The 24660-nt window shown below is 71.9% G+C and carries 24 protein-coding genes and 1 tRNA gene; 7 read left to right on the top strand and 18 right to left on the bottom strand.

The annotated features are described in order from the left end of the window. Nucleotide 1: 1 nt before the first annotated feature. From DEJ03_RS06375 to leuC, 6 genes are all read right to left on the bottom strand, one after another. Nucleotides 2-1084 carry a D-alanine--D-alanine ligase family protein gene (locus DEJ03_RS06375; protein ID WP_110863958.1) on the bottom strand — a complete coding sequence of 361 codons (1083 nt, stop codon included), beginning with the start codon at nucleotides 1082-1084 and terminating at the stop codon, nucleotides 2-4. Nucleotides 1085-1143: 59 nt separating this feature from the next. Next, nucleotides 1144-2157: an NAD(P)H-dependent glycerol-3-phosphate dehydrogenase gene (locus DEJ03_RS06370; protein WP_110864055.1), complete on the bottom strand. Its 1014-nt coding sequence runs from the start codon at nucleotides 2155-2157 to the stop codon at nucleotides 1144-1146. Between the two features lie 79 nt (nucleotides 2158-2236). Continuing rightward, complete coding sequence (locus DEJ03_RS06365; RefSeq protein ID WP_110863957.1) at nucleotides 2237-3061, bottom strand: 1-acyl-sn-glycerol-3-phosphate acyltransferase; 825 nt, start codon at nucleotides 3059-3061, stop codon at nucleotides 2237-2239. A gap of 5 nt (nucleotides 3062-3066) precedes the next feature. Continuing rightward, the gene (murA, locus tag DEJ03_RS06360; protein WP_071405672.1) at nucleotides 3067-4434 is read right to left on the bottom strand and encodes a UDP-N-acetylglucosamine 1-carboxyvinyltransferase; all 1368 of its coding nucleotides are present in this window, start codon (nucleotides 4432-4434) and stop codon (nucleotides 3067-3069) included. Next, complete coding sequence (gene leuD / locus DEJ03_RS06355) at nucleotides 4434-5030, bottom strand: 3-isopropylmalate dehydratase small subunit (protein ID WP_071405673.1); 597 nt, start codon at nucleotides 5028-5030, stop codon at nucleotides 4434-4436. The genes murA and leuD overlap by 1 nt, the downstream gene beginning before the upstream one ends. Beyond that, nucleotides 5030-6493 (bottom strand): 3-isopropylmalate dehydratase large subunit, encoded by a 1464-nt coding sequence (gene leuC, locus DEJ03_RS06350; protein ID WP_110863956.1) that lies wholly within the window; start codon nucleotides 6491-6493, stop codon nucleotides 5030-5032. Before leuC ends, leuD begins: the two co-directional genes overlap by 1 nt. Before the next feature lie 224 nt (nucleotides 6494-6717). Between leuC and DEJ03_RS06345 the strand changes: the two genes are divergently transcribed. Then, on the top strand, nucleotides 6718-7785 hold the full coding sequence (locus DEJ03_RS06345; RefSeq protein ID WP_110863955.1) for an FUSC family protein: 1068 nt from the start codon (nucleotides 6718-6720) through the stop codon (nucleotides 7783-7785). Nucleotides 7786-8243: 458 nt separating this feature from the next. Here the strand turns inward: DEJ03_RS06345 and DEJ03_RS06340 are convergent, their stop codons facing one another. The 4 genes from DEJ03_RS06340 to DEJ03_RS06325 all read right to left on the bottom strand — a co-directional run bounded on the left by DEJ03_RS06340 (nucleotide 8244) and on the right by DEJ03_RS06325 (nucleotide 9860). After that, complete coding sequence (locus DEJ03_RS06340; RefSeq protein WP_027465908.1) at nucleotides 8244-8849, bottom strand: histidine phosphatase family protein; 606 nt, start codon at nucleotides 8847-8849, stop codon at nucleotides 8244-8246. Then, nucleotides 8846-9235: a fluoride efflux transporter CrcB gene (crcB, locus tag DEJ03_RS06335; RefSeq protein ID WP_110863954.1), complete on the bottom strand. Its 390-nt coding sequence runs from the start codon at nucleotides 9233-9235 to the stop codon at nucleotides 8846-8848. The genes DEJ03_RS06340 and crcB overlap by 4 nt, the downstream gene beginning before the upstream one ends. Continuing rightward, the gene (locus tag DEJ03_RS06330; protein ID WP_110863953.1) at nucleotides 9232-9678 is read right to left on the bottom strand and encodes a CrcB family protein; all 447 of its coding nucleotides are present in this window, start codon (nucleotides 9676-9678) and stop codon (nucleotides 9232-9234) included. The genes crcB and DEJ03_RS06330 overlap by 4 nt, the downstream gene beginning before the upstream one ends. A gap of 106 nt (nucleotides 9679-9784) precedes the next feature. Further along, a tRNA-Glu gene (locus tag DEJ03_RS06325) sits at nucleotides 9785-9860 on the bottom strand. A 103-nt stretch (nucleotides 9861-9963) separates the two neighbouring features. Here DEJ03_RS06325 and DEJ03_RS06320 point away from each other — a divergent pair. Next, nucleotides 9964-10860: a DUF72 domain-containing protein gene (locus DEJ03_RS06320; RefSeq protein ID WP_110863952.1), complete on the top strand. Its 897-nt coding sequence runs from the start codon at nucleotides 9964-9966 to the stop codon at nucleotides 10858-10860. Between the two features lie 127 nt (nucleotides 10861-10987). Here the strand turns inward: DEJ03_RS06320 and DEJ03_RS06315 are convergent, their stop codons facing one another. From DEJ03_RS06315 to DEJ03_RS06290, 6 genes are all read right to left on the bottom strand, one after another. After that, entirely contained in the window at nucleotides 10988-11623 is a 636-nt protein-coding gene (locus tag DEJ03_RS06315) for an MBL fold metallo-hydrolase (RefSeq protein ID WP_110863951.1), read from the bottom strand. A 10-nt stretch (nucleotides 11624-11633) separates the two neighbouring features. Beyond that, nucleotides 11634-12650 carry a LacI family DNA-binding transcriptional regulator gene (locus tag DEJ03_RS06310; RefSeq protein WP_110863950.1) on the bottom strand — a complete coding sequence of 339 codons (1017 nt, stop codon included), beginning with the start codon at nucleotides 12648-12650 and terminating at the stop codon, nucleotides 11634-11636. A 21-nt stretch (nucleotides 12651-12671) separates the two neighbouring features. Then, a complete protein-coding gene (locus DEJ03_RS06305; protein WP_110863949.1) occupies nucleotides 12672-13169 on the bottom strand; it encodes a hypothetical protein in 498 nt (165 codons plus the stop codon). Nucleotides 13170-13174: 5 nt separating this feature from the next. Further along, the gene (locus DEJ03_RS06300) at nucleotides 13175-14017 is read right to left on the bottom strand and encodes a carbohydrate ABC transporter permease (protein WP_071405697.1); all 843 of its coding nucleotides are present in this window, start codon (nucleotides 14015-14017) and stop codon (nucleotides 13175-13177) included. Between the two features lie 65 nt (nucleotides 14018-14082). Beyond that, entirely contained in the window at nucleotides 14083-15060 is a 978-nt protein-coding gene (locus DEJ03_RS06295; protein ID WP_110863947.1) for a carbohydrate ABC transporter permease, read from the bottom strand. Nucleotides 15061-15212: 152 nt separating this feature from the next. After that, entirely contained in the window at nucleotides 15213-16496 is a 1284-nt protein-coding gene (locus DEJ03_RS06290; RefSeq protein ID WP_110863946.1) for an ABC transporter substrate-binding protein, read from the bottom strand. Nucleotides 16497-16790: 294 nt separating this feature from the next. Between DEJ03_RS06290 and DEJ03_RS06285 the strand changes: the two genes are divergently transcribed. Next, nucleotides 16791-18119 (top strand): glycosyltransferase, encoded by a 1329-nt coding sequence (locus DEJ03_RS06285; RefSeq protein WP_110863945.1) that lies wholly within the window; start codon nucleotides 16791-16793, stop codon nucleotides 18117-18119. Between the two features lie 148 nt (nucleotides 18120-18267). On the opposite strand, the gene DEJ03_RS06280 is transcribed toward DEJ03_RS06285, so the two are convergent. After that, nucleotides 18268-19581: a glycosyltransferase family 2 protein gene (locus DEJ03_RS06280; RefSeq protein WP_110863944.1), complete on the bottom strand. Its 1314-nt coding sequence runs from the start codon at nucleotides 19579-19581 to the stop codon at nucleotides 18268-18270. 157 nt (nucleotides 19582-19738) lie between these two features. Here DEJ03_RS06280 and DEJ03_RS17880 point away from each other — a divergent pair, with 157 nt between their 5' ends. The 4 genes from DEJ03_RS17880 to DEJ03_RS06265 all read left to right on the top strand — a co-directional run bounded on the left by DEJ03_RS17880 (nucleotide 19739) and on the right by DEJ03_RS06265 (nucleotide 23686). After that, nucleotides 19739-19912, top strand: a complete 174-nt coding sequence (locus DEJ03_RS17880; protein ID WP_181422625.1) for a hypothetical protein — start codon at nucleotides 19739-19741, stop codon at nucleotides 19910-19912. Between the two features lie 113 nt (nucleotides 19913-20025). Continuing rightward, nucleotides 20026-20976: a beta-1,6-N-acetylglucosaminyltransferase gene (locus tag DEJ03_RS06275; RefSeq protein ID WP_110863943.1), complete on the top strand. Its 951-nt coding sequence runs from the start codon at nucleotides 20026-20028 to the stop codon at nucleotides 20974-20976. Further along, nucleotides 20973-22478: a lipopolysaccharide biosynthesis protein gene (locus tag DEJ03_RS06270; RefSeq protein WP_110863942.1), complete on the top strand. Its 1506-nt coding sequence runs from the start codon at nucleotides 20973-20975 to the stop codon at nucleotides 22476-22478. Before DEJ03_RS06275 ends, DEJ03_RS06270 begins: the two co-directional genes overlap by 4 nt. Further along, entirely contained in the window at nucleotides 22475-23686 is a 1212-nt protein-coding gene (locus DEJ03_RS06265) for a glycosyltransferase family 4 protein (RefSeq protein ID WP_181422624.1), read from the top strand. The genes DEJ03_RS06270 and DEJ03_RS06265 overlap by 4 nt, the downstream gene beginning before the upstream one ends. A gap of 68 nt (nucleotides 23687-23754) precedes the next feature. Here DEJ03_RS06265 and DEJ03_RS06260 read toward each other — a convergent pair whose 3' ends face one another. Further along, nucleotides 23755-24582: a glycoside hydrolase family 16 protein gene (locus DEJ03_RS06260; protein ID WP_110863940.1), complete on the bottom strand. Its 828-nt coding sequence runs from the start codon at nucleotides 24580-24582 to the stop codon at nucleotides 23755-23757. Nucleotides 24583-24660 lie beyond the last annotated feature (78 nt).

The following is a 24660-nucleotide window of genomic DNA, read 5'->3' as shown; positions in this document are numbered from 1 at the left end:
GTCAGCGGACGGCGGCGCGACCCAGCTCGATGAGCTCCGTGATCAGCTCACCGTAGGACACCCCCGACGCCGCCCAGCAGCGCGGGTACATCGACAGCGGCGTGAAGCCCGGCATCGTGTTGACCTCGTTCACGACGAAGCCGTCGTCGGTCAGGAAGCAATCGACACGAGCGAGCCCCGAACCACCGATGGCCTCGAACGCGCGGGCGCCGATGGAGCGGATCTCGTCGGTCTCGTCGCCGGTCAGCGGTGCCGGGCAGAGCAGCGACTCGTCGCCGCCCAGGTACTTCGAGGCGAAGTCGTAGAAGCCGTCCTCGGCCACGACGATCTCGCCCGGCAGGCTCGTGCGCGGCACACCGTCACGGCCCTCGAGCACGGCGACCTCGACCTCGCGGCCGATCACACGGGGCTCGACGATCACCTTGGAATCGTGCTCGAACGCCAGGTCCATGGCGGCACCCAGCTGCGAGGGCTCGTCGACGCGCGAGACGCCCATGCTCGACCCGGCGCGGGCCGGCTTGACGAACAGCGGCCAGCCGTGGGCGGCGATCGTCTCGGCGACGTCCACGGGGTCGGCCGCCCACTGCCGGCGGAGCACCGTGGTCCACGGTGCGACCCGGAGCCCAGCGTGCTCGAGCACGGCCTTCGCAACGTGCTTGTCCATCGCCAGTGCGCTCGCGAGCACGCCGTCGCCGACGTACGGCAGCCCGGCGATCTCGAGCAGGCCCTGGATCGTGCCGTCCTCGCCGAAGGGACCGTGCAGGATCGGGAACACCACGTCGACCGGGATCGCGGTGACGGTGCCGTCGGGGTGGGACACGACGAGTTCGTTGGTGGCCGGCGAGGTCGGGAACGCGATCCGCGTGCCGTTGTCGGGCACGGTCGGCAGCGCACCGTCGCGGAGGGTCCACTGCGCCGGGTCGTCCGACTGCAGCGTGAAGGCACCGTCCTGGGTGATCCCGATCGGCACGAGGTCGTACTCGGCCCGGTCGACGACGTCCATGATGCCGCCGGCGGTCACGCAGCTGATCTCGTGCTCGCTCGAGCGACCGCCGAAGAGCACGGCGACGGTGGTCCTGGGCATGGGGGTTCCCTCGGGGATCGTGGGCACGGGAGTCCCTTCGTGACTCGGTACGGGACCGGTCACTCGCCCTGCGGCTCGTCGGTCTCGGTGAGGTGCGGCGCGATGTTGCGCGGATCGAGCCTACCGGCGAGGACCTCGCCGACCTGGCTGACGATGGGCATGTCGACGCCGTTCGCCGCGGCCAGCTCGAGGATCGGGGCGACCGAGGCCAGCCCCTCCGCCGTCTGGTTCATCTGGCGGACGACCTCGTCGAACCGGTAGCCCTGGCCGAGCAACCGCCCGGCGGTGTTGTTCCGCGACAGCGGCGACTGGCACGTGGCGATGAGGTCGCCGAGGCCCGCGAGCCCGGACAGCGTGGACGACTGCGCGCCGAGCGACACCGCGAAGTCGGTCATCTCGGCGAGGCCGCGCGTGATGATCGAGGCCTTGGTGTTCTCGCCGTAGCCGACCCCGTCGACGATGCCGATCGCGACGGCGATGAGGTTCTTCAGCACGCCGCCGAACTCGGTGCCGATGACGTCGGTGTTGATGAACGACCGGAAGTACGGGTTCGTCGCGACGGCGGCGACGTCGGTGGCGGTCTCCAGCGACGACGACGACACCACGGCGGCGGTCGGCTGCCGACGGGCGATCTCGAGCGCCAGGTTCGGGCCGCTGGCCACGGCGATGCGGTCCTGGTCGATGCCGAGGCCCTGCAGCAGGACCTCGCTCATCCGCAGTCCCGTGCTCTTCTCGACGCCCTTCATCAGGCTGACGACCGGCACGTCCGCGGGCAGCAGCTCGCGGATCGCGGCGAGGTTGGAGCGCAGGGTCTGCGAGGGCACCGAGACGTACACCTGCGAGGCGCCCTCGAGCACGCGCTCGAGCGACGTCGAGGCGGTCAGGGTGCGGGGCAGGTTGATGCCGGGCAGGTAGTCCGAGTTGCGCTTGGTCTCGGTGATCTCGCGGGCGACCTCGGGGCGTCGGGCCCACACCACGGTGGAGGCACCGCCCTCGGCCAGCACCTTCGCGAACGTGGTCCCCCAGCTGCCGGCACCTATCACGGCCACCCGGGGCTTGTCGGTCGACTGCATGACCACCCGGATCGCGGCGGTGTCGAAGGCCCCCGGAGCCGCGGCGGCGGGGTCGGGTCGGTCGTCGTGGGGTCTCAGGTCACTCAAACCGGCCGGTCTCCTTCTGGTTGTTCGCCGCCGGGTCCCAGCGGGTCGCGGGTGCCCGTTCGCCACGGAGCACCTCGAGCAGCGCGGTGATCTCGCGCATGACGAGTTCGGTGGCCTCGCCGAGCATCTGCTGGTCGATCTGCCGACCGCGGTACGCCGACAGGTCGACCGGGTCACCGATGATCACGTCGACCCGGGACGGCGGGAACAGCCGGAGCTTCTTGCCGTACCTGGCCATGATGTTCTGCGTGCCCCAGTGGGCCATCGGGATGATCGGCACGTCGTTCTCGAGCGCGATCCGCACCGCCCCCGTCTTGCCACGCATCGGCCAGAGGTCGGGGTCGCGGGTGAGCGTGCCCTCGGGGTAGACGATGATCGCCCCACCCTGCTCGACCAGGGACCGTCCGCCTCCGAGCGGGTCGCTCAGGCGCGTCCGGCCGGAGCGTTCGACCGGGATCTGTCCCATGCCGGACATGAGCTTGCCGACCACCGGCACCTTGAACAGCGACGCCTTCGCGAGGAACCGCGGCGCCCGCTTCGAGATGTACACGGCGGTGCCGACGACCAGGGGGTCGATGTTCGTGAAGTGGTTCGGTGCGAGCACGAATGCGCCCTCCGCCGGCAGGCGGTTCGGGCCGTGCCAGTGGTAGCGCGCCGAGAACCGGAACGTCGGGATGACGATCGAGGCGACGATGCGGAACGCGGTGTTCAGCTCACCGCGGCGCCACCGGCGCCCACGCACGGGGAGGCCGGTCGCGACCTGCGCGTCGGAGCCGCCACGGGCCTCCAGACCGTCGCCTTTTCCTTCTGCCGGCACTGTGCCTACCCAGCGAAGTCGAAGTCGGCGCCGAGCTTGCGCAGCTTCGGGATGAAGTGCTCGTAGCCGCGGCTGATGATGCCGACGTTGGTGATGTGCGATTCGCCGTCGGCGGTCAGCGCCGCGATGAGGTGGCTGAACCCGCCGCGCAGGTCGGGGACGCGCACGTTGGCGGCGTGCAGCTTCGTCGGACCGGTGATGACGGCGGCCTGCTCGAACGGGCGGCGGGCGACACGGCGGTCGTGGCCGGGCAGCCCCTCCTTGTGCACGACGATGTCGGCACCCATCTCGTTCAGGGCGTCGGTGAAGCCGAAGCGGTTCTCGTAGACGGTCTCGTGCACGATGCTCTGGCCGTCGGCCTGGGTCAGCGCGACGACGAGCGGCTGCTGCCAGTCCGTCATGAAGCCGGGGTGCACGTCGGTCTCGATGACGACGGGCTTCAGGGTGTCCAGCTCGCGGTAGAACCGGATGCCGTCCTCCTGGATGTCGAACCCGCCGCCGACCTTGCGGAAGACGTTGAGGAACGTCATGAGCTCCTGCTGGTTCGCGCCCTCGACGAAGATGTCGCCGTTGGTGGCGAGCGCGGCGGAGGCCCAGCTCGCGGCCTCGTTGCGGTCGTTGATCGCGCGGTGCGTGTAGCCGCGGAGCGACTCGACGCCCTCGATGAAGATGACGCGGTTCGGCTCGACCGAGACGATGGCGCCCATCTTCTGCAGGATCGCGATGAGGTCCATGATCTCGGGCTCGATCGCGGCGTTCCGCAGCTCCGTGACGCCCTTGGCGAGGGTCGCGGAGAGCAGGACCTGCTCGGTGGCGCCGACGCTCGGGTACGGCAGCTCGATCGAGGCGCCCTTCAGGCCGTCCGGGGCCGTCAGGTGGATGCCGTTGACCTGCTTGTCGACGACCGCGCCCATGGCGCGGAGGGCGTCGAGGTGGAAGTCGATCGGGCGGTCGCCGATGCGGCAGCCGCCGAGGTCGGGTATGAACGCCTCGCCGAGCTTGTGCAGCAGCGGACCGCAGAACAGGATCGGGATGCGGCTCGAACCGGCGTGCGCGTCGATCTCGGCGAAGTGCGCCGACTCGACCCGCGACGGGTCGAGGATGAGTTCGCCTCGTGCAGGATCGGTGATGCGCACGCCGTGCACCTCGAGCAGCCCGCGGACCACCTTGACGTCGGAGATGTCCGGCACGTCACGGAGGATCGACGGGGTGTCACCGAGCAGCGACGCCACCATGGCCTTGGTCGCGAGGTTCTTCGCCCCACGGACCTCGATGCGCCCCACGAGCGGCTTGCCCCCGCGGATGACGATCTCGTCCGACTTGAGGCCCACGCGCGCCCCTGCGGCCGCTGCGTCCTGTACGAGAGAGTTCACTACTTCACCGGCAATGTCTTCGGCCGCCAACTGGAGCGGCGGGATTCGAACTCCGTGATCGAGGTCTCGTCACGGAGGGTGAGCCCGATGTCGTCGAGCCCTTCCATCAACCGCCAACGAGTGTAAGCGTCGATCTCGAAGGGGACGTCCACATCCCCCAGCGACACGCGCTGCGTCTCGAGGTCGACCGTCGCCTCGATGCCCGGGTTCGCCTCGATGGCGGCCCACAGGCGCTCGACCTCCGGTTCGGTCACGATCGCGGTGACCAGGCCCTGCTTGCCGGCGTTGCCCCGGAAGATGTCCGCGAACCGGGGCGAGATCACGACCGAGAAGCCGAAGTCACGGAGCGCCCAGACGGCGTGCTCGCGGGACGACCCGGTGCCGAAGTCGGGGCCGGCGATCAGGACGCGGGCGCCCTGGTAGCGCTCCTGGTTCAGGACGAAGTCGGGGTCCTGACGCCACCCGGAGAACAGGGCGTCCTCGAAGCCGGTCTTCGTCACGCGCTTCAGGTAGACCGCGGGGATGATCTGGTCGGTGTCGACGTTGGACCGCTTGAGCGGGGCCGCGATGCCGGTGACGGTGGTGATCTTGTCCATCAGAAGGTCCCCTCGGTGGTGGCGGTCTCGTGGTTCGTCACCGACGCCAGCGCGTCGTCGGTCTGCAGGTCCCACGGGCTGGACAGCGTGCCTCGGATCGCGGTGGCCGCGGCGACCAGCGGCGACACCAGGTGCGTGCGCCCGCCCTTGCCCTGCCGACCCTCGAAGTTGCGGTTCGAGGTGCTCGCGCAGCGCTCCCCCGGTGCCAACTGGTCGGGGTTCATGCCGAGGCACATCGAGCAGCCGGCGAACCGCCACTCGGCACCGAACTCGGTGATGATCTTGTCCAGTCCCTCGGCCTCGGCCTCGAGCCGGACGCGGGCGGAACCCGGGACGACCATCACCCGCACGCCGGGCGCCTTCTGCCGGCCCTGGATGATCGAGGCGAACGCCCGCAGGTCCTCGATGCGCGAGTTCGTGCAGGACCCCATGAAGACCGCGTCGACGGCGATGTCCTTCATCGGGGTGCCGGCGGTGATGTCCATGTACTCCAGGGCGCGGCGGGCAGCGGCCTGGTCGTTGGGGTCGCTGTAGGCGGCCGGGTCCGGCACGCTCTCGGACAGCGAGACGCCCTGGCCGGGGTTCGTGCCCCAGGTGACGAAGGGCTCGAGCTCGTCGGCGTCGATGAACACCTCGGCGTCGAACACGGCGTCGTCGTCGGTGGCGAGGGTCTCCCAGTACGCGACGGCGTCGTCCCAGTCCTGACCGGTGGGCGCGTGGTCGCGACCCTGCACGTAGTCGTAGGTGGTCTGGTCGGGGGCGACCATGCCGGCGCGGGCACCGGCCTCGATCGACATGTTGCAGATCGTCATGCGGCCCTCCATCGAGAGCGCACGGATGGCGGAGCCGCGGTACTCGAGCACGTAGCCCTGACCGCCGCCGGTGCCGATCTTCGCGATGACGGCCAGGATGATGTCCTTCGCCGTCACCCCCGGACGCAGCGTGCCCTCGACCGTGATCGCCATCGTCTTGAACGGCTTGAGCGGCAGGGTCTGCGTGGCGAGGACGTGCTCGACCTCGGACGTGCCGATGCCGAACGCCATCGCGCCGAAGGCCCCGTGGGTGCTGGTGTGCGAGTCGCCGCAGACCACGGTGATGCCGGGCATGGTCAGGCCGAGCTGCGGGCCGACCACGTGGACGATGCCCTGCTCCTTGTCGCCCAGGGAGTGCAGCCGGACGCCGAACTCCTCGCAGTTGCGACGGAGGGTCTCGATCTGGATCCGGCTCGTCGGGTCCGCGATGGGGCGGTCGATGGCCAGCGTCGGGGTGTTGTGGTCCTCGGTCGCGATCGTCAGGTCGAGGCGACGCACCGGTCGCCCGGCCTGCCGCAGGCCGTCGAACGCCTGCGGACTCGTCACCTCGTGCACGAGGTGGAGGTCGATGTAGAGGAGGTCGGGGTTGCCGTCCTCGCCCTTGACCACGACGTGGTCGTCCCACACCTTCTCGGCGAGCGTCTTTCCCATGAGCTCAGCCCTCCTCGTCCTCGTCGTTGCGCCGCGACCGCGGCGCGATCAGGCGACTCTACCATTGGTATACCAACGCGCGGCACCCCGCCCGCCGCGGGTCCGTCACCCCGCCGTCGCACGCCCGTCACCCCGCCGTCGCACGCCCGTCACCCCGTGACGGCACGGCCTGGAGGCCCGTGGCGACTCCCCGACACCCGTCGCGGTGGGAAGATGGTGACGACATGACGACACCTGCGCACTCGACCCGGACCATCAACCTCGAGGGCGCGGCACGCGCCGCGATCGCCGGTGGCGCACCGCTCGCGCTGCTCATCGCCCTCGGCATGCCGGGGTACGCCGCCTTCGCCATGTTCGCCGGGTTCACCGCCATCTTCGGCGCGACCGAGCCCTACCGGCAGCGTGCCGTCACCACCGGCGTCGCGGGTGCGCTGCAGGCGCTCTGCATGTTCGCCGGCATCGGGGTCGGGCTCGTCGGGTCGCCGCTCTGGCTGCAGGCCGTGGGTCTCGTCGTCGTCCTGGTGGTCGCGATCTGCACCCTCTCCACGCTCCGGGCGATCCCCGCGCAGCCGATCTTCCCGGTGTTCGCGTTCGTCGTGTCCGCACTCGTGCCGATGCGCCCGGCCGACGTCCCGCTCGTCACGACGATCATCGTCTGCTCGGTGGTCTGGGCCTGGCTCGTCGCGATGTCCGGAGCGGTGCTCCGCCGCGTGTTCCACCCGCACGCCCCGCACCGGTTCCGCCCGCTGGCCGACCGCAAGCACCGGTCGCTCGCGGTCCTCCGCACGCCGGCGCTGTGGGAGACCGTCGGGCTCAACGTCGTCGGGTCACTCGTCGCCGGGGCCGTCGCGGAGTCGATCCCCGGGCTCGGGCACCCGTACTGGGCGGTCATCGCGGTGGTGTCGACCCTGCCGGCGATCCGCCAGCGGCACACCGTCGTCCGCGCCGGGCAGCGTGTGGTCGGCACGATCGGCGGCACCGTGATCGCGGTCGGCATCCTGCTGCTCGAGCCATCGGCGTGGTGGATCGTCGTGCTGGCCGTCCTCGGGCAGTTCTTCGCCGAGATCTTCGTCGCCCGGAACTACGCCGTGTGCCTGCTGTTCCTCACCCCGCTCGCCCTGGCGGTGTCGTGGCTGAGCCTCCCCGAGGCACCCCAGCTGCTGGCGCTCGACCGCATCGCGCAGACCGTGCTCGGTGCCGTGGTCAGCGTGGGGCTGCTGCTCGTCGGGCGTGCGATCGAGCGCCGGCGTGGCCGTGCCCTCGGTGCGACGAGCGCGATCCGGACCGTCTGACGCGCCTGGTCGTTCCGGGCGTCCCTGGTCGAACCGGGCGTACCTGGTCGAACCGGGCGTACCTGGTCGAACCGGGCGTACCTCGTCGAACCGGGCGTACCTCGTCGAACCGGGCGTACCTGGTCGAACCGGGCGTACCTGGTCGAACCGGGCGTACCTGGTCGAACCGGGCGTGCCTGGTCGAACCGGGCGTGCCTGGTCGTTCCTTTCGACCAGGTACGCCCGATTCCGCCTGCCATCGCGCGTGACAGGGGAAGCAACGTGCGCGGACGGCGGACGGGAGGCCCGCGGCGGCGCCGCCACGGGCCTCCCGTCCGCCGATGGTCGCGACCACTGCGTCCTGCGAAAGCGACAGATCGCTGCGGGACAACCGCGGGGATCTGTCGCTTTCGCGGACGGGACGGCACCGCGTGCCGCGGGTCTGTCGCTTTCGCGAGCCCGTCCACCCCACCAGCGCGTCAGTCGCGCGGCTGGATGTTCCAGGCGTCGATGACGGGGCGGCCGTGTTCGTAGCCGAGGATGCTGACCGAGGCGGTGCCGAGCTTCAGCACGGCGCCGTCCTGCGGCGCGAGCCGGATCCACGCGGCACCGAGCGCGCGCAGCACGTGGCCGTGGGCGATGAACACCGCATCGTGGCCCTCGGCGAGCACCGGGCGGGCACGGTTCAGGATGCGCTCGACGCGGACCCGGACCTCGGCGGCGTTCTCCCCGGGGGTGTCGCCGGCGGGGACGCCGTCGGTCCAGAGGTCCCACGGCCCGTGGCGCAGCACCTTGATCTGCGGGGTGGTGAGGCCCTCGTACGCGCCGTAGTCCCACTCGTACAGGTCCTCGTCGAGCTCCGGCTCGACGCCGATCAGGTGCGCGGTGTCGCGGGCGCGCTGCAGCGGGCTCGACAGCGCCAGCGCGAACGACCGGTCCCCGAGGTACCGGCCCGCGCGCTTCGCCTGCTCGACACCGTTGTCGGTGAGCGGGATGTCGGTGCGGCCGGTGTGCTGCCCGCTCTTCGACCACTCCGTCTCTCCGTGACGGACGAGGACGAGTTCGCCGGGGCGTTCCGAGGTCATGAGTTCCTTCCGATCCAGAGGCCGAGCGCAGCTGCGCCGACCGAGACGACGAGCATCCCGAGGCCGTTCAGGACGGCGAGCCGGGTCTTGCCGGATCGGAGGAGCTGTACGGTCTCGACGCTCGCCGTCGAGAACGTCGTGTACCCACCCATCATGCCCGTCCCGAGCACAGCGACCGTCGAGGCGGGGATGGTGCCGGCCTGCCCGAGGCCCGTCAGGACCCCGAGCACGAGCGATCCGGACACGTTGATGAGCAGGGTCCCGACCGGGAACCCGGCGAACCGGGAACCGGCGATGCGGCCCTTGACGACGCCGTCGAGCACGAAGCGGAGGGCGGCACCGGCTCCTCCGCCAACGGCGACCAGGACCAGTTCGAGCGGGCTCATCGGGCGTCCGGCAGCGGCTCGGGGCGGGTGCGGGGCCGGGTGGCCGCGGCGACCCACAGACCGAGGACGACCGCGACGAGTCCGAGCACGACCGACAGCAGCGCGTACCCGGTGCCCGCCGTCCAGCGCCCGAGGTCGAGCAGCTGCGCGGTGTCGTCCGCGAGCGTGCTGTAGGTCGTGAAACCGCCGAGGACGCCGGTGCCGACGAACAGCCGGACCGCGCGACGACGACCGACGTCCGGGCCGCGGCGTGCGAGCGCGTCGAGCAGGAACCCGAGGCAGAACGCCCCGACGACGTTGATCCCCAGGATGGTCCAGCTGATGCCGTCGTGTGCGGGGAACGCCGCGGCGAGCAGAGCTCGGACGGCCGTCCCGATCGCGCCGCCGAGAGCGACGAGGGCGACGAGCCTCCAGCGCAGGTGCGGTGGGCGTTCGGCGTGCATCGTGCTCCCGTCGCGAGGCGATCGTTCCCCGGGTGACGGGGACGATCCAGGCTAGCCGAGACGACGAAACCCCCGCCGAGCCGGAGCTGGACGGGGGTTTGCGTGCTGGTGACCCCAGCGGGATTCGAACCCGCGTTACCGCCGTGAGAGGGCAGCGTACTAGGCCGCTATACGATGGGGCCGTTCCGACAACTCGACAAGTATTGCACAAGGCTCGCATCCGCACCAAAACGGGGCGTGTCGCCCGGGTGTGCCGCCATGTCGGAGCAGGCATACGGTGGATCGATGACGGCCGACCACGACGCGATCGCCCGGGCCAGACACGTGAGCGGCTGCCCGTCGGCCACGGTGCGGATCGGCCTGTCCGGGTGGCAGTACGACGGCTGGCGCGGGGACTTCTACCCCGAGGGACTCGCGAAGCGGCGGTGGCTCGAGCAAGTGGCGTCGCGATTCCCGACGGTGGAGCTGAACGGATCCTTCTACTCGCTGCAGCGCCCGGCGCGCTACCGGGCGTGGCGTGCGGCCTCGGGCGGGCAGCCGTTCCGGTTCGCGGTCAAGGGCGGCCGGTACGTCACGCACATGCTGCGGCTGCGGAACGTCGACACCGCGCTGGCGAACTTCTTCGCCTCGGGTCCGCTGGAGCTCGGGGACACCCTCGGGCCCGTGCTCTGGCAGCTGCCCGAGCGCCTGCTGCCGACGCCGGAGGTGCTCGACGCGTTCCTCGGGCTGCTCCCCCGGACGCACGGTGCCGCCGCTGAGCTCGCACGCCACCACGACGACAAGGTCCCCGCCGAACCGAACGGACTCGCGGTGCCCGAGGAACCGGCGTGGTCGATCCACCACGCGCTCGAGGTCCGGGCAGCCGGCTTCGGCGACGAGCACCTCGACGTGCTCGGCCGGCACCGCGTCGCCCTCGTCGACTCGCACGCCGGCGACTTCCCCCGCTTCCGGGCGGACACCGGGGCGCCGCTCGCGTACCTCCGGTTGCACGGCGCGCCCCGGACCTACCACGACGGGTACTCGCCCCAGGCGCTCGGCGGGTGGGCGACGACGGTCCTCGAGCACGCCGAGGCCGGCCGGGACGTCTACGTGTACTTCGACAACGACGCCGAGCGGCACGCTCCGTGGGACGCCCTGACGCTCGACCGCCTGGTCGCGGCGCGACTGCGCCGCGCTTCGTGAGCAGGAACGGTCGCCTCGGGCGCACGGACCCGACCGTTCCTGCACACGATGCGGACAGGAGGCGCGTGGCGGCGCCGCCACCGGCCTCCAGGCCGCGCAGCGCAGCGCCGCGCAGCGAAGCGCAGCCCTAGAGCGTCAGCGACTCCCCCGGAAGCAACACGACGAGCGACCCGGCGGGCTCGACGGCCTCGCGGAGCCGCCCCGTGTGCATTCCGAGGCCGACCTCGGACAGGGTGGCCTCGTGGATCGGGTACGCCCGGGACGGCGCGATCGCGGCGACGTAGTCCATCATCTCGGCGACCTTGAGCCACGGCGCCCCGACGGGTGCAGCGAGGACCTCGACCGGGACGCCCGGGTCCGTGTAGGAGTCGCCCGGGTGGAACAGCCGGCCGTTCACGAGCACGCCGGTGTTGTCGACGATCGGCACCGAGGCGTGGATCAGCTGGTGCCGCGTGCCGTGGAAGGTGAGCGTGAAGGGGCCGACCGTCCGGTGGTCGCCGTCCGTGACGACGTCCACCGTGACACCCGCCTCGGCGAGCGCCGCGCGCACGCCCTCCGGTCCGATGACGACCGCACGGGGGTTGGCGTCGAGGATGCGCCGGACCTGCTCGGGGGTGACGTGGTCCGGGTGCTCGTGCGTGACGACGACGGCGACGACCCCGGTCACGTCGACCGGTCGGGTGAGGTTCCCCGGGTCGAGGACCAGGCGGGCGTCCCCCTCGGTGATGACCTGGCAGGCGTGTTCGAGTTTGGTGACCTCCATGCGGGCGACCCTACGCGGGACCGTGCGGGCCGGGACCCGTGGTCGCGCGGACGACCAGGTGCGCTGGTGCCGCCGCGATCGGGCCGGCGACACCGCCGTCGACCTCGGCGAGCACGGCCCGTGCGGCGGTGCGTCCCTGCGCCACCGGGTCCTGCGCGACGGTGGTGAGTCCGACGGTCGAGCCGTACTCGTGGCCGTCGATCCCCATCACCGACACGTCCTCGGGGACCGCGAGGCCGGCTCGGCGTGCGGCCAGCAGGACACCGAGGGCCATCTCGTCCGACGCGCAGAGCACCGCCGTCGGTCGCTCCGACGCGGGCTCGGCGAACAGCACGGCCCCGGCAGCGGTCCCGCCGGCGAACGAGAACCGGCCGTCGAGGGACCACCGTTCCGGCACCGCGTGTCCCGACGACCGCACGGCGTCGAGGAACCCGTCTCGTCGCAGGTGCGGCACGGCGACGTTCATGCCGGCCTCGTCCTGCCCGCCGACGTAGGCGATGCGTCGGTGGCCGAGGCCGTGCAGGTGTTCGACCGCTATCCGGGTGACCTCGCGGTCGTCGACGCCCACGTTCCGCAGGCCCGGTGCCGGGCCGCCGATGACGACCATGGGGTGCCGGCTGAGTTCGAGCTCGGCCCGTTCGGTGGCGTCGAGCACCAGGGAGAGCAGGACGAGGCCGTCGACGCGGTGGCGCAGCATCGAGCGCCGGAACGCCCGGTCACGGTCGCCGCCCGGGCCGCCGAGGTTGTAGAGGACCAGGTCGTACCCGGCCTGGCGGAGCTCCGCGTCGACACCGCCGAGCGCCTTGACGTAGAACCAGCGGTCGATGACGGGCACGACCACCCCGACGGCGCGCTGACGCCCGGTGGCGAGGCCGGCCGCCGCCGAGCTCGGGACGTACCCGAGTTCGTCGGCGACCCGCTGCACCTGCTCGATCGTGGTGTCGGCCACGTTCGACATGCCGCGGAGCGCCCGCGAGACGGTGGACTTCGACAGCCCCGTGACGGTCGCGATCTCCTGGATCCCCATCGGTGCGACCCGGGAGGCCCGTCAGCCGTCCGTGCCGTGCGTCACGTCCGCCGGTGCGTCGGGTCCACCCCGTCGGGCCGCCACCGCGGGCACACCGCGGTCCGCCCGGCGTTGCGGCACCCGTGGGGGGCGCGCCGGCCGTCGTGCAGCCGGTGCGACCTCGTCCCAGCCGGCGTGCTGGTGCACCCGTCCGTCCGCGCCGGGTCGGGGTCGGCGACCGGTGGGGTCGGTGACCGACGTGTGCACCGGGGCGACCGCGGGCGCAGCACCGACGCCCCGGGGCACGGACGCACCCGTGCCGTCCTGCGGTGCGGTCCGGCGGAGGACGGCGACCCGCCACCGGTCCAGGGCGACGACGCCGAGCACGCACACGAGCAGGGTGAGCGCCCAGCCGAGCGCCGGTCGCCCGGTGAGCTCGCAGAACACCGTGACGCCGAGGAACAGGACGCCGAACATCCCGACGAAGCCGATCGACTCCTCGATGTGGGCGGTGGGACGGGTGGGTCCGCGCTGGGCCATGGTCGTCAGCCCTTCACGCCGCCGGCGGTGAGCCCCGCCACGATGCGCCGCTGGAAGATCAGCACGAGGATGACGAGCGGGATCGTGACGATCGTGCCGGCGGCCATCACCGCCGTGTAGGGCTCCTGGTGCGGCTGCGACCCGGCGAACGAGGCGATCGCCACGGTCACCGGCTGGGTCGCGTCACTCGACAGCTGCGACGAGATGAGGTACTCGTTCCAGCTCGAGATGAACGCCAGGATCGCCGTGGTGAACACCGCCGGCGCCGCGAGCGGCAGGATGATCCGCCGGAACGCCTGCACCCGGGTGCACCCGTCGATGCGGGCTGCCTCTTCGAGGTCCCACGGCATCTCGCGGAAGAACGACGCGAGCGTGTACACGGTCAGCGGCAGCACGAACGAGATGCTCGGCAGGATGAGCGCCTGGTACGACCCCATCCACCCGATGTCGGTGAACAGCTGGAACAGCGGCGAGATGAGGGCGACGCCGGGGAACATCGACGCGGCCAGGATCGCGCCGGCGATGAGCGACTTGCCGCGGAACTCGAGCCGGGCGAGGGCGTACGCCGCCGTGGTGCCGACGAGCAGGGCGATGACGGTCACCGCGACCCCGATGAACACGCTGTTCAGGAGCGCTCGGCCGAGGTGGTTGCCCAGCGCGGTCGAGAACGCGGTCGCGTAGTTGTCGAGGGTCACGTGGGTGAACCACGGGGTGGCGTCGAACGTGTACCCGACCTCGCGGAAGCTCGTGACGACCATCCAGTAGAACGGCAGGAGGCACCACACGGCGATGACGACGGCCTGCACGGCGGTCCGGAGCTTCGGGCCCGTCTCGCGCCGGACCCGCACGTCGGGACGGTCCGTCGCCCGGTCGCGGGTCGCGGCGGTGCGGCGGGGACGATCTGCTGCGAGGGTCACTTGAGTTCACCCTTCTGCTGGGCTGTCTGCGTCTGCACGACGTTCGCGCCGAGGAACCGGACGAAGACGAACGCGACGATGAAGACGATGAGGAACGTGATGGTGGACAGGGCTGATGCGGCGTTGAACCCCTGCCGGATCTGGTCGACGACCAGCACCGACAGCGACACGGTCGCGTTCCCGGAACCACCACCACCGCCGGTCATGATCGCGATGAGGTCGTAGATGCGCAGGGCATCGAGGACACGGAACAGGATGGCGACCATCAGCGCCGGCCGGACGAGCGGGAGCGTGATGAGGAAGAAGCGCTGGAGGGTCGAGGCGCCGTCCATCTTCCCCGCCTCGTAGACGTCCTCGGGGATGAGCTGCAGACCGGCCAGGATGAGCAGCGCCATGAACGGCGTGGTCTTCCAGGTGTCGGCGATGACGATCGCGAACCGTGACGCCCATTCGTCGGAGAACCAGAGGACCTGGTGCCCGATCACGTGGTTGAGCACACCGTTCGCGTCGAAGATGAAGTACCAGAGCTTCGCGGTGACGGCGGTCGGGATCGCCCACGGCACCAGGATCGCGGCACGGACGAGGGCGCGGCCCTTGAAGTTGCGGTTCATGATGATGGCCATCCACAGACCGATGACGGTCTCGAGGATCACGGTCACGAACGTGAAGAAGAACGTGTTCCCGAAGGCGACCCAGAACTGGGAACCGAGGTTGCCGGGCGGGCACGCGACGTCCCCGCACCGCTGGCCGAGCCAGTGCACGTAGTTCGTGACGCCGGCGAAGCCGCCCTCGACGAACAGACCGGTCGCCTTGTCGAGGCCCTGGTCGAGCTGGAACGACTGGATGACCGCGCTGACCACGGGGTACCCGATGACGACCGCCAGGAGCACGATCGTCGGGCCGATGAGGTACACGGCCCACCGGCCGTGCTCGGCGTTGAGTCCGCCCTTGCGCCGCTGGCGCTTCGGTTCCATGCCCGTCGGGTTGGGGATGGCTGCGGGGATCTCGGTTGCTGCTGACACGTGTCGGCCTCCTTGCCGGGGGTGTCGGAACGCAAGTAGGGGGCGGACGGGAGGCCCGTGGCGGACCCGCCACGGGCCTCCCGTCCATCAAGCGGCGTGCGCCGCTAGCTGCTGGTCGCCGACTTGAGGGCGTCCTGCATGTCCTTCATGGCTTCGTCGACCGACTTCGATCCCTTGAGCGCCGCGTAGGTGTTGTCCTGGATCGCCTTCGTGACCGCCGGGTAGAACGGCGTGACCGGGCGCGGCTCCGCCGACTCGATCGACTTGAGCAGCGTCGGCAGGTAGGGCAGCTGCTTCGTCAGCTCGGGGTCGGTGTACAGGTCACCGACGACCGGGGCGAGCGAGCCCTGGGTCGCGAAGAACTTCTGCGTCTCGTCCGAGGTCAGGAACTCGAGGAAGTCGTGCGCCGTGGCCTTGTGCTTCGAGTACACGCTGATGGCCGCGTTGTGTCCGCCGAGCGTGGAGGCACCGACGCCGTCGGCACCGGGGATCGGCGCGATGCCGAAGGTGTCCTTGACCTTCGACGAGCCGTCGGTCTTGGCGAGGCTGTAGACGTACGGCCAGTTGCGCAGGAACAGCAGCTTGCCGGCTTCGAACGCGGTGCGGCCCTGCTCCTCCTGGTAGGTGATCGCCTCGGCCGGGATGTTCCCGTCCTCGAACGCGTCCACCAGGTTCTGCAGGCCGGCCTTCGCCTTGTCGGTGTCGACGTCGGGCGCACCGTCGCTGCCGAGCACCGAACCGCCGGAGCCGTTGATCGCCTCGGAGGCGTTCACCGTCAGGCCCTCGTACTTCGCGAACTGCCCCGCGTAGCAACCGATGCCGGCGTCCTTCGCGATCTTGCAGTCGTCCATCATCTCCTTCCACGTGGTGGGAGGCGTCTTGACGAGGTCCTTGCGGTAGTAGAGCAGTGCGCCGTCCGAGGTCTGCGGAGCGGCGTAGAGGGTGTCGTTGTAGGTGGCGGTCTTCACCGTCGACGGCAGGAGCTTCGAGGTGTCGAGCTTCATGTCGCCGGTCAGCGGCGTCAGCCAGCTCTTGGCGGCGAACTCGGCGGTCCAGACGACGTCCACGTCGACGACGTCGTAGTTCTCGTCCTTCGCCTGGAAGTGCTGCACGAGGTCGTCGTGCTGCTGGTCGGCCTGGTCGGACTGTTCCTTGAAGGTGACCTTCTCGTCCGGGTGGGCCTTGTTCCACTTCGCGATGAGCGGGCGGACGACGTTCGAGTTGTCCTTGCCCTGCACGTAGGTGATGGGGCCGCGGCTGTCCTGGCCGCTCTTGGCGTCGTCCGATCCGGCGCCGGAGCTCCCGCTCGAGCAGCCGGCGAGCACGAGGCCGATGACGGCGACCCCGGCAACGGATGCGAACCGCACCCTGGAGCGTGTTGTCTTCACAGCGTTGTCTCCTCATTGAGATCACCAGGGGGCATCGACCGGGTTCGACGACACTGCCCTGGAGCAGGCGCCGCTGCCTGCTGGTGGAGGAAGCTACGCCCGGTCCGGCGGGAGCGCAACCGGTTGCATCGGTTCCGTGACCTGAGCGTGACCCATGAGGTTCCCGTGGCTTCCTGGGTGAGCGCTCACCCCCGTCGGGGGCACACGCACCGCGCTGCGGAACCCCGCACGAACCCCGCCACTGCTGGTCCGGTCCGTTGTCCGGACACCGCGGGCGGTCGTAGCGTCCCGACCATGACCCTGCACTCCTCCGTCACCGTGCCCGGCCCCCGTCGGGTCGTCAGCGTCGACCTCGACGCTCCGCTGCCGCGCCTGGTCGCCGACGAGTCGGGTTCCTCCGCGCTCGTCGTCGGCTACCGCGACGGCTTCCCCGTCACCACCCTCGACGTGCTGCTCACCGCGGACCCGGCCGACGCCGCACGCGCGATGGCGCCCCTGGTCGACGGCCTCGCACGGACCGCCGGTGCGACGGAGACCCCGATCCCCGACCTCGAGCTCCCGCTCATCTCGATCGTCGTGTCGACCATCGTCACCCGGGTCGAGGACATCCGGAAGCTGCTCGACTTCCTCGAACACCTCGACTACCCGCGGTACGAGGTCATCCTCGTCGACAACCGCGTGAAGCTGCCCGAGGTCGACGCCCTGCCCGGGCTGCTCGAGGGCCGCGACGTCCGGCTGGTCACCGAACGCCGTCCGGGCTGCTCCGCCGGTCGGAACGCCGGGGTCGCGGCGGCGCACGGCGAGATCATCGCGTTCACCGACGACGACGTCCGGGTCGACGCGCAGTGGCTCCGGTCCATCGGCACGCGGTTCGTCCGCGAGCCCGAGGTCGCCGCGGTCACCGGGATGATCCTGCCCGTCGAGCTCGAGACCCCCGCGCAGATCTGGTACGAGGCGTACTACGGCGGCTTCAGCGGCGAGCGCACCTTCCAGCCGGTGACGATCGTGCCGGACGACGTCCCCGGGGTCATGCGGCACGCGCAGGCCCGGGCCGTCCGACCCGACGGCTCGGTGCAGAAGCACTTCGCCGTGTACGGCATCGGCGGCTACGGCGCCGGCGCGAACTGGGCGGTCCGACGGTCGGCGTTCGACGCCGTCGGCGGGTTCGACCCCGTGCTCGGTGCCGGTGTGCCGGCCCGCGGCGGCGAGGACCTGGCGATCTTCATCGACATCCTGTGGAGCGGTGGCCGGATCGGCTTCGAACCCCGTGCGGTCGTCCACCACCGGCACCGGCAGGACCTCGCCGGGCTGCACGGGCAGCTCCACTCGAACGGCGTCGGGTTCACGGCGCTGATGTGCGAGCTCATCGCGAAGGACCGCCGGCACGCGCTCGTGCTCGCGCGGCTGATGCCCCGCGCCGGCAAGATCAAGCTGAAGCAGCTGGTGTCACGGCTGGCCGGCCGGCGTGACGCCGCGGCCGAGAGCATCACCGAGGCCTCCACGACCCGGATCCCGCGCTCGCTGGCGTACCACGAGTTCCGCGGCTTCCCGGCGGGTCCGGCGGCGTACTTCCGCAGCCGTCGGTTCTGGCGCGAGGTCGAGGAGGGCCGCTTCCGCCCGTAGGCGGCGTGCAGGAGACGTCCGCACCGGACGGACGGGAGGCCCGTGGCAGCGTCGCCACGGGCCTCCCGTCCGTCCGGTGCGTGCGTGCGGTGCACGCGGTGCCTGCCGTGCGCACCGCGCACGCGGAGCGCGGTCGCCCGCGCCGCGGTCACCCGCGCCGCGACCGCCCGACGACGTACCGCCACGGGCCACCGAGCGCCGCAACGAGCTCGACGCGCTTGAGGCCGGCCGTCGCCTCGCGGAACGCGTCGTCAACGGGCCACCCGCCCACGGCGTCCACCGCGGCGGACACTTGGTCGGTGTCGGCACCGGTGCCCTGTCCGAGCGCGCCGAGCTGCCGCAGCGCCCCGACCGCCCGACGCAGCACGGCCAGTGCGGTGCGCGGTCGCAGCATGAGCTTCGCGACCCACGCGCCGAGGCCGGTGCCGTAGCCGAGCGCCTGCGAGCGCAGCGCCGCACGGTCCGGCCGGTGCTTGTGCCAGACGACGGCCGTGGGCTCCACGGCGAGCGCGCCGCCGGAGAACAGCACCCGGGTGAACAGGTCAGGGTCCTCGCCGGCGCGGGCCAGGGTGCCCGGGCCGAGTGCGACGTCGAACCCGCCCAGGGCGAGCGCGGCCGAGCGGCGGAGCGACATGTTGGCCCCGGTGCCGAACGCGCCGACGGAGAACGGGAACAGCGGCAGGTCGGCCGGCGGCGCCGACGTGCGGAACACCCGACGGTCGGTGTTGCGCGCCCAGGTGACGCGCTCGTCGAAGTACCGCTGCGTGGGGGTCCGGAGTTCGCCGCTGGGCACGAGGCCGGTCACGCAGACGACGTCCGCGTCGCGGGCGTACGCGTCGGCGAGCGCTGCGAGCCAGTGCCGGTCGACGACCACGTCGTCGTCGACGAAGGCGACCACGGCCCCGGACGCGAGGGCGAGTCCGGCGTTCCGTGCGCGCGAGACGCCGGGTCGGGCCTCCAGGACGTACCGCAGGCGCGGGTCCGCGAGCGACGTGACCACGTCGCGGGTCGCGGTGGTGGTGGGCGCGTTGTCGACGACCAGGACCTCGAAGTCGTCGTGCTCGGACGCGAGCACCGAGCGAACGCAGCGGCGCAGGTCGTCCGGCCGGTCGCGGGTGCCGATGACGACGGAGATGCGCCCGACCGGCGTCCCCGCGGGGGCGTCCGGGAGGCCCGTGGTGCGCAGCGCGCGCAGGGCCGGTCCCAGCTCGGCCGGGTCCACGCCGCCGTCCGCGTCGACGCTGACGTCGACGAACCCGGCGATCTCGCGTCCGTCACGGACGAGCAGGCGGGCGCGGCGGAAGCCGGTGGCACCGGCGAGTTCGACGGCGGACGCGGCGAGCGCCTCCTGTCGGTCGACGGCGCCGACCCAGGCCGCGCCGGCCCAGGCGGGCACGTCCGGGGACGGCATCGCGGGCGTGAGCGTGAGCACGCGGGTGGTGGTGGCCTGCTGGTCGGTCATGGTCCGATGCTCCGGTGGGGCTGCTGCGGGGTCAACGGCGGCCGCCCGCGGTTGCGGCGACGGTCGTCCGACTTGCGGTTTGCCGCCAGTGCACACCCCCGGACGGTAGGATCGTGAGGACGACTCGGCGGCAGCACGCCGGGCACGAGGAGGACGCATGTCGATGGGCCCCACCGACGAGCTCGGCGCCGTGCTCCCCTCGGAACAGAGCGTCTTCGTGGTCGACGCCGTGACCTGCGTCTGCGGCCACGTGCAGGACGCCCACGAGCACTACCGTCCGGGCATGGACTGCGCCCTCTGCGACTGCCAGAAGTTCCGCAAGAAGCGCTGATCCGGCGCGCCGAGCGCTGACCGATCGGGGGCGGTGCGGGAAACCGCCGCTTCCCCGCAGACGGGCACGGGTCGCCTTGTCGGCCCCGGAACGGCGCGGTTAGCGTCGCGTCCATGGCCATCTCCCCCGCGGTTCCCGCGTGCATCGTCCTCGCCCACGAGGACCCGGCACACGTGCGCCGACTCGTCGAGGCGCTCGACCCGTTCCCGGTGTTCCTGCACTGCGACGCGCGCACGCCCGAGACGGTGTTCCGCGCCATGACCGACGGGCTGCCGGACCGCGTCCGGCTGCTCCCCCGCATCCGGACGGGCTGGGCCCGCTGGGAGAACGTCGCCGCCGAGGTGTCCGGCTACCGGGCCGCCCTGGCCGAGACCGACGCCTCGCACGTGGCCGTGCTGACCGGCAGCGACTACCCGCTCGCGAACCCCACCGAGATCACGGCCCTGCTCGAGGCCCACCGGGAGGAGTCGTTCATCTCGGTCAACCCGCTGCCGTTCGCGCCGTGGGGCCGCGACGGCGGCATCTCCCGCATCCGGTTCCGGCACTGGGCGTGGCGGAAGCACATGCTCCGGCTGCCGGTCCCCCGCCGCGTGCCGGCGAACGTCTCCTTCGCCGGGGGCTCGCAGCTCAAGGTCCTCGCCCGCCGGCACGCCGCCGCCGTCGTGGACACCGTGGACCAGCGCCCCGACCTGGTCCGGTTCTGGCAGCGCACCTGGGTCGCCGACGAGACCTTCGTGCCGTCGGTGCTCAACTCGCCGTCGCTGACGCCGGGATTCGCCGACGAGCACGTCTCCCAGCCGCTCTGGTGGATCGGGTGGGACGGCACCGCGCGGAAGAGCCCGCCGTGGTTGACCGTCACCGACGCGGGGCAGCTGCTCGAGCGTCGGACGGACGCGGACGTCGAGGTGCAGCACCTGTTCGCGCGGAAGTTCTCGACCGACCGGAGCGGAGATCTGCTCGACGTCGTGGACGCGGCCTTCGGGCTGCGCCAGAACGCGGGCGCGGCGACGGCGTCGGCGACGGCGTCGGCGCGTCAGGACGCGGCAGCGGTGGTCGCGCCGTGAGCTTCCCCCCGCAGACCCGCCGTGAGGCCCGCGCAGCGCGCGAGGCACCCGTCCCCGTCGCCGCCGTGCCCGAGTCGCTCGACACCGGGTCGGTCGCGGTGCGGAAGGGCGCCTCCGTCCTGTTCGGCCGCGGCCTGCTGTACGTCGTCGTCTGGTCGATGCAGCTCGTCGTCTCGTCGCTGATCTCCCCGGTGCTCGCGCACCTGATGCCGCCAGCCGAGTTCGGCGTCCTCGCCTCGGCCATCGCGCTGTACCAGGCGCTCGTCGTCCTGGCCGTCCTCGGCATCGACCAGGCGTCGGTGCTGCAGCGCGCCGAGGACGGCGACGACCGCCGGGCGCGTGGCCTGCTCGCCGTCGGCATGGTCACCGCGGTCGTCGTCACCGTCGCCGCGCTCACCACGATCCCGGTCTGGGCCGACGCCGCCGGCTTCGTCGGCAACCACCCGCTGCTCCTCGTCGCGGTGCTCTGGACCGGCCCGGCCGCCATCGTGCAGATCTCCCTCGCGCTGCTCGTCGCCCAGGACCGCATCCGGGTCTTCGCGGTCACGAGCCTGCTGTCCTCGATCGGCGGCTCGGTCATCGGCCTCGGGCTCCTCACCTGGGTGCAGGCCGACGCGACCACCTACGCGTGGGGCGGTGTCGTCGCCCAGGGCGTGGCGATGGTCATCGGCATCGCGGCGACCCGCCCGCGTCTCGCCGGCCTGTTCGACCGCAAGACCACCGCCCGGGCGTTCCGCCTCGGCGTGCCGATCGCCCTCGGCAACCTGTCGTACTTCGTGCTGAACGCCGGCGACCGGATCGTCGTCCAGCGGCTGCTCGGCCCGGACGAGGTGGCCCGCTACCAGATCGCCTACGTCGTCGGCTCGGCCGTCATCCTGCTCCTGACCTTCACGAACCAGGCCTGGGCGCCGCACTTCGCCGCCCTCCGCGACCCGGTCGCCCGCCGGCAGCTCGCGATGCACTCCCGCGACGAGCTGTACAAGATGCTCGGACCGGTCCTGCTCGCCGTGACCCTGGTGTCACCGGTCGCGCTGCCGATCCTCGCCCCGGCGTCGTACCGCGTGCAGGAGCTCTCCGTCGTCGTCTTCGTCGTCGCGATCACCGCGTTCCCCGTGGTCGCCAGCGGTGCGACCGGACGCCTGCTCCTGGTGGAACGCCGCGGTGTCGCCGTCGGCGTCATCGCCGCGATCGCCGGCGCCGTGAACATCGGCGCGAACCTCGTGCTCGTGCCCGTGCTCGGCATCGCCGGCGCGGGCCTCGCCACCGTCGTCGCCTACGCGATCCTGGCCGCCATGCAGCTGCTGGCCCTGCCCGACCGCCGCGAGTGGCGCGGACCGGGAGCCCGGATCGTCCTGACGACCCTCGCCGCGCTCGTCGTGGCCGCCGCGTCCCTGCTCCTGCCGCAGGACGTGCTCTGGAACTGGGTCCGCATCGCCGGGGTGGTCGCCTGCCTCCCCTGGTTCCTCCGCCGACTGAAGACCGCAAGGGGTGGTGTCTCGTGAGACCGCGACAGACTGCAACCGACGGCACCCGCCGACTCCGCGTCGGCGTGCTGGTGACCGGACTCGCCATCACCGGCGGACTCGAACGCTGCGTGCTCGAGGACACCCGCGAGCTCGTCGCCGCCGGCCACGAGGTCGAGGTCTGGCACCGGAACGCACAGTCCCCGCGCGCCGCCGAGGGCCCGCCGCCCTACGAGGCGATGGGCGTGCGCCTGGTGGAGGCCACCGACTACCGGTTCGGCATCACCACGGCACTCCGCGACGCCTGGCGCTTCGCCCGCGAGGGACTGCGGATCCGACGATCACACCTCGACGTCCTCTGGTTGAACCGCCCCGAGTACCTGCCGTTCGGCCGGGTCGCGTCGCTCGTCTCCGGAGTCCCGCTCGCGGTGCACCTGCACCACGCGCCGAACTACCGGCGGCTCGGACCGATAGCCGGCGGCCGCACCCGCTACTTCGCCGTCTCGCACGCGATGGCGCGCGCCTGGGCGGCGTCCGGCGTGCCGACGGACCGCATCACGATCGTGCCGAACGGCGTCGACACCGACGCATTCCCGGCCGCGACCCCGGCGTCGGTGCACGACGCCCGCGCGGCACTCGGCATCGCCGAGGACACCCCGACGGTGCTCTACTACGGTCGGCTCACCCGGTCGAAGGGCGTGCTCGCCCTCCTGGAGGCGTGGGGTCGCGTCCGCACGACCGCCGCGGCACGCGTGCCGGTCACCACTCCCCCCGTGGCTGGTCACGCGGCGCCCGCGCCGCTCCTCGTGCTGGCCGGTGCCCTGTACCCGGAGGAAGCCGACGCCGTGCACGCCGCGATCGACGCGCTCCCCGCCGGTTCCGTGCTCGTGCTCCCCGAGCGGGACGACGTCGTCCCGCTCCTGCACGCCGCCGACGTCGTGGTGGCGCCGTCCATCGAGCCCGAGGGCTTCGGCCGGGTCGTGGTCGAGGCGATGTCCACCGGCCGTCCCGTCGTCGCGGCCGCATCGGGCGGCACCGGGGAGATCCTGTCGGGTGACTGGGCGCGGTACACCGTCGACCCGGCCGACCCCGACGCACTGGCGGAGCAGCTGCTCGACACCCTCGACGACGCCGAGCTCGACCCGTCCCTCGCCGCACGGTGCCGCGCGTGGGTGCGTGACCGCTACGGGCGCGAGCCGCACGTGCGCGCGCTGCTGCAGGCGCTGCTGGCACACGCCCGGCGCTGACCGGGCCGGGCCCGGCGTCGTCTGCGTGCACCGGGCGGCGGCGTCGGTCTGCGCCGGGCTCGGCGCTGTCAGCCGGCGGTGGGTTCCGTGGACGGCAGCGTGGCCCGGGGGCTCTCGCCGTCCGCGGGCACGTCGATCGTCATCCAGTCGACCAGCAACGACCCGGCGGCGTCCCGGGGCGGCAGGCCCTCGAGCGATCCCGTCTGCACGACCAGGTGCATGCGTTCGACGGGGATGTCCTGTGTGGTGCTCCCGACGACCTCGTCGTCGACCAGGAACGACATCCGCGACGGCGTCCACTCGATCGTGTACGTGTGCCAGTCGGCCAGCGACGCGTCGGTCTCGTGGTGGACGCACTTCTCGGCCGGGTCGACCAGGCAGTGCACGTTGAGCCAGGCGGGCGCTCCGAGCGCACCCTCGGGGAAGTCGATCTCGCCGTGCGCCCAGACGTTCTCGTCGCTCCAGAGCAGCACCGCCACCCCGTAGCCGTCGACCTCGTCGCTCTTCATCCGGACGCTGTACCGGCCGGAGGTCTGTCCGCCCCATCGTCCGTCGACGAGCGGCACGACCCCGCCGGCGAGCGGGGTGCCCGCCTTCGTCGTGCGGAGGTGCATGTCGAGCATCCCGTCGTGGGCGCTCAGCGTTGACGCCTGGTACCGACCGGTCCCCGCGGTGTCCGCGAAGCCGTGGTAGACGGTGAACCGGTCGTCGTAGGCCGCCTCGAACCCGCCGGACGGGGCGGACTCGTCGAAGTCCTCGGAGAACACCCGCTTCCAGCCGTCCCCCTCCCCGTCGCCGGTCGGCATCGCGACCCCGCTGGGTCCGGGGCCGACGGAGGTCGTGCCGGTGGTCGCCGCGGCGACGGCACCGACCGCGACCACCAGGGCGGCGGCCACGATCGCGACCCGTCGTCCCCGTGTCCGGAGCGGGGTGCGGTGACGGGAGGTGCCGAGGCCTGTCTCTTATACACATCT

The organism is Curtobacterium sp. MCLR17_043, assembly GCF_003224215.1.
In the GTDB taxonomy this organism is placed as follows: domain Bacteria; phylum Actinomycetota; class Actinomycetes; order Actinomycetales; family Microbacteriaceae; genus Curtobacterium; species Curtobacterium flaccumfaciens.
The sequence above is the reverse complement of the archived record's forward strand: the minus strand, read 5'-3'. Positions and strand labels throughout refer to the sequence as shown.

Bases quoted from the DNA above. Each gene is read 5' to 3' on its own strand.
- DEJ03_RS06315 (WP_110863951.1), bottom strand. From the start codon at position 11,623: ATGGAGGTCACCAAACTCGAACACGCCTGCCAGGTCATCACCGAGGGG.
- DEJ03_RS06340 (WP_027465908.1), bottom strand. From the start codon at position 8,849: ATGACCTCGGAACGCCCCGGCGAACTCGTCCTCGTCCGTCACGGAGAG.
- crcB (WP_110863954.1), bottom strand. From the start codon at position 9,235: ATGAGCCCGCTCGAACTGGTCCTGGTCGCCGTTGGCGGAGGAGCCGGT.
- DEJ03_RS17880 (WP_181422625.1), top strand. From the start codon at position 19,739: ATGTCGATGGGCCCCACCGACGAGCTCGGCGCCGTGCTCCCCTCGGAA.
- DEJ03_RS06310 (WP_110863950.1), bottom strand. From the start codon at position 12,650: ATGGGGATCCAGGAGATCGCGACCGTCACGGGGCTGTCGAAGTCCACC.
- leuD (WP_071405673.1), bottom strand. From the start codon at position 5,030: ATGGACAAGATCACCACCGTCACCGGCATCGCGGCCCCGCTCAAGCGG.
- DEJ03_RS06370 (WP_110864055.1), bottom strand. From the start codon at position 2,157: ATGCAGTCGACCGACAAGCCCCGGGTGGCCGTGATAGGTGCCGGCAGC.
- DEJ03_RS06285 (WP_110863945.1), top strand. From the start codon at position 16,791: ATGACCCTGCACTCCTCCGTCACCGTGCCCGGCCCCCGTCGGGTCGTC.
- DEJ03_RS06275 (WP_110863943.1), top strand. From the start codon at position 20,026: ATGGCCATCTCCCCCGCGGTTCCCGCGTGCATCGTCCTCGCCCACGAG.
- DEJ03_RS06305 (WP_110863949.1), bottom strand. From the start codon at position 13,169: ATGGCCCAGCGCGGACCCACCCGTCCCACCGCCCACATCGAGGAGTCG.
- DEJ03_RS06330 (WP_110863953.1), bottom strand. From the start codon at position 9,678: ATGCACGCCGAACGCCCACCGCACCTGCGCTGGAGGCTCGTCGCCCTC.
- DEJ03_RS06320 (WP_110863952.1), top strand. From the start codon at position 9,964: ATGACGGCCGACCACGACGCGATCGCCCGGGCCAGACACGTGAGCGGC.
- leuC (WP_110863956.1), bottom strand. From the start codon at position 6,493: ATGGGAAAGACGCTCGCCGAGAAGGTGTGGGACGACCACGTCGTGGTC.
- DEJ03_RS06345 (WP_110863955.1), top strand. From the start codon at position 6,718: ATGACGACACCTGCGCACTCGACCCGGACCATCAACCTCGAGGGCGCG.
- DEJ03_RS06295 (WP_110863947.1), bottom strand. From the start codon at position 15,060: ATGGAACCGAAGCGCCAGCGGCGCAAGGGCGGACTCAACGCCGAGCAC.
- DEJ03_RS06280 (WP_110863944.1), bottom strand. From the start codon at position 19,581: ATGACCGACCAGCAGGCCACCACCACCCGCGTGCTCACGCTCACGCCC.
- DEJ03_RS06375 (WP_110863958.1), bottom strand. From the start codon at position 1,084: ATGCCCAGGACCACCGTCGCCGTGCTCTTCGGCGGTCGCTCGAGCGAG.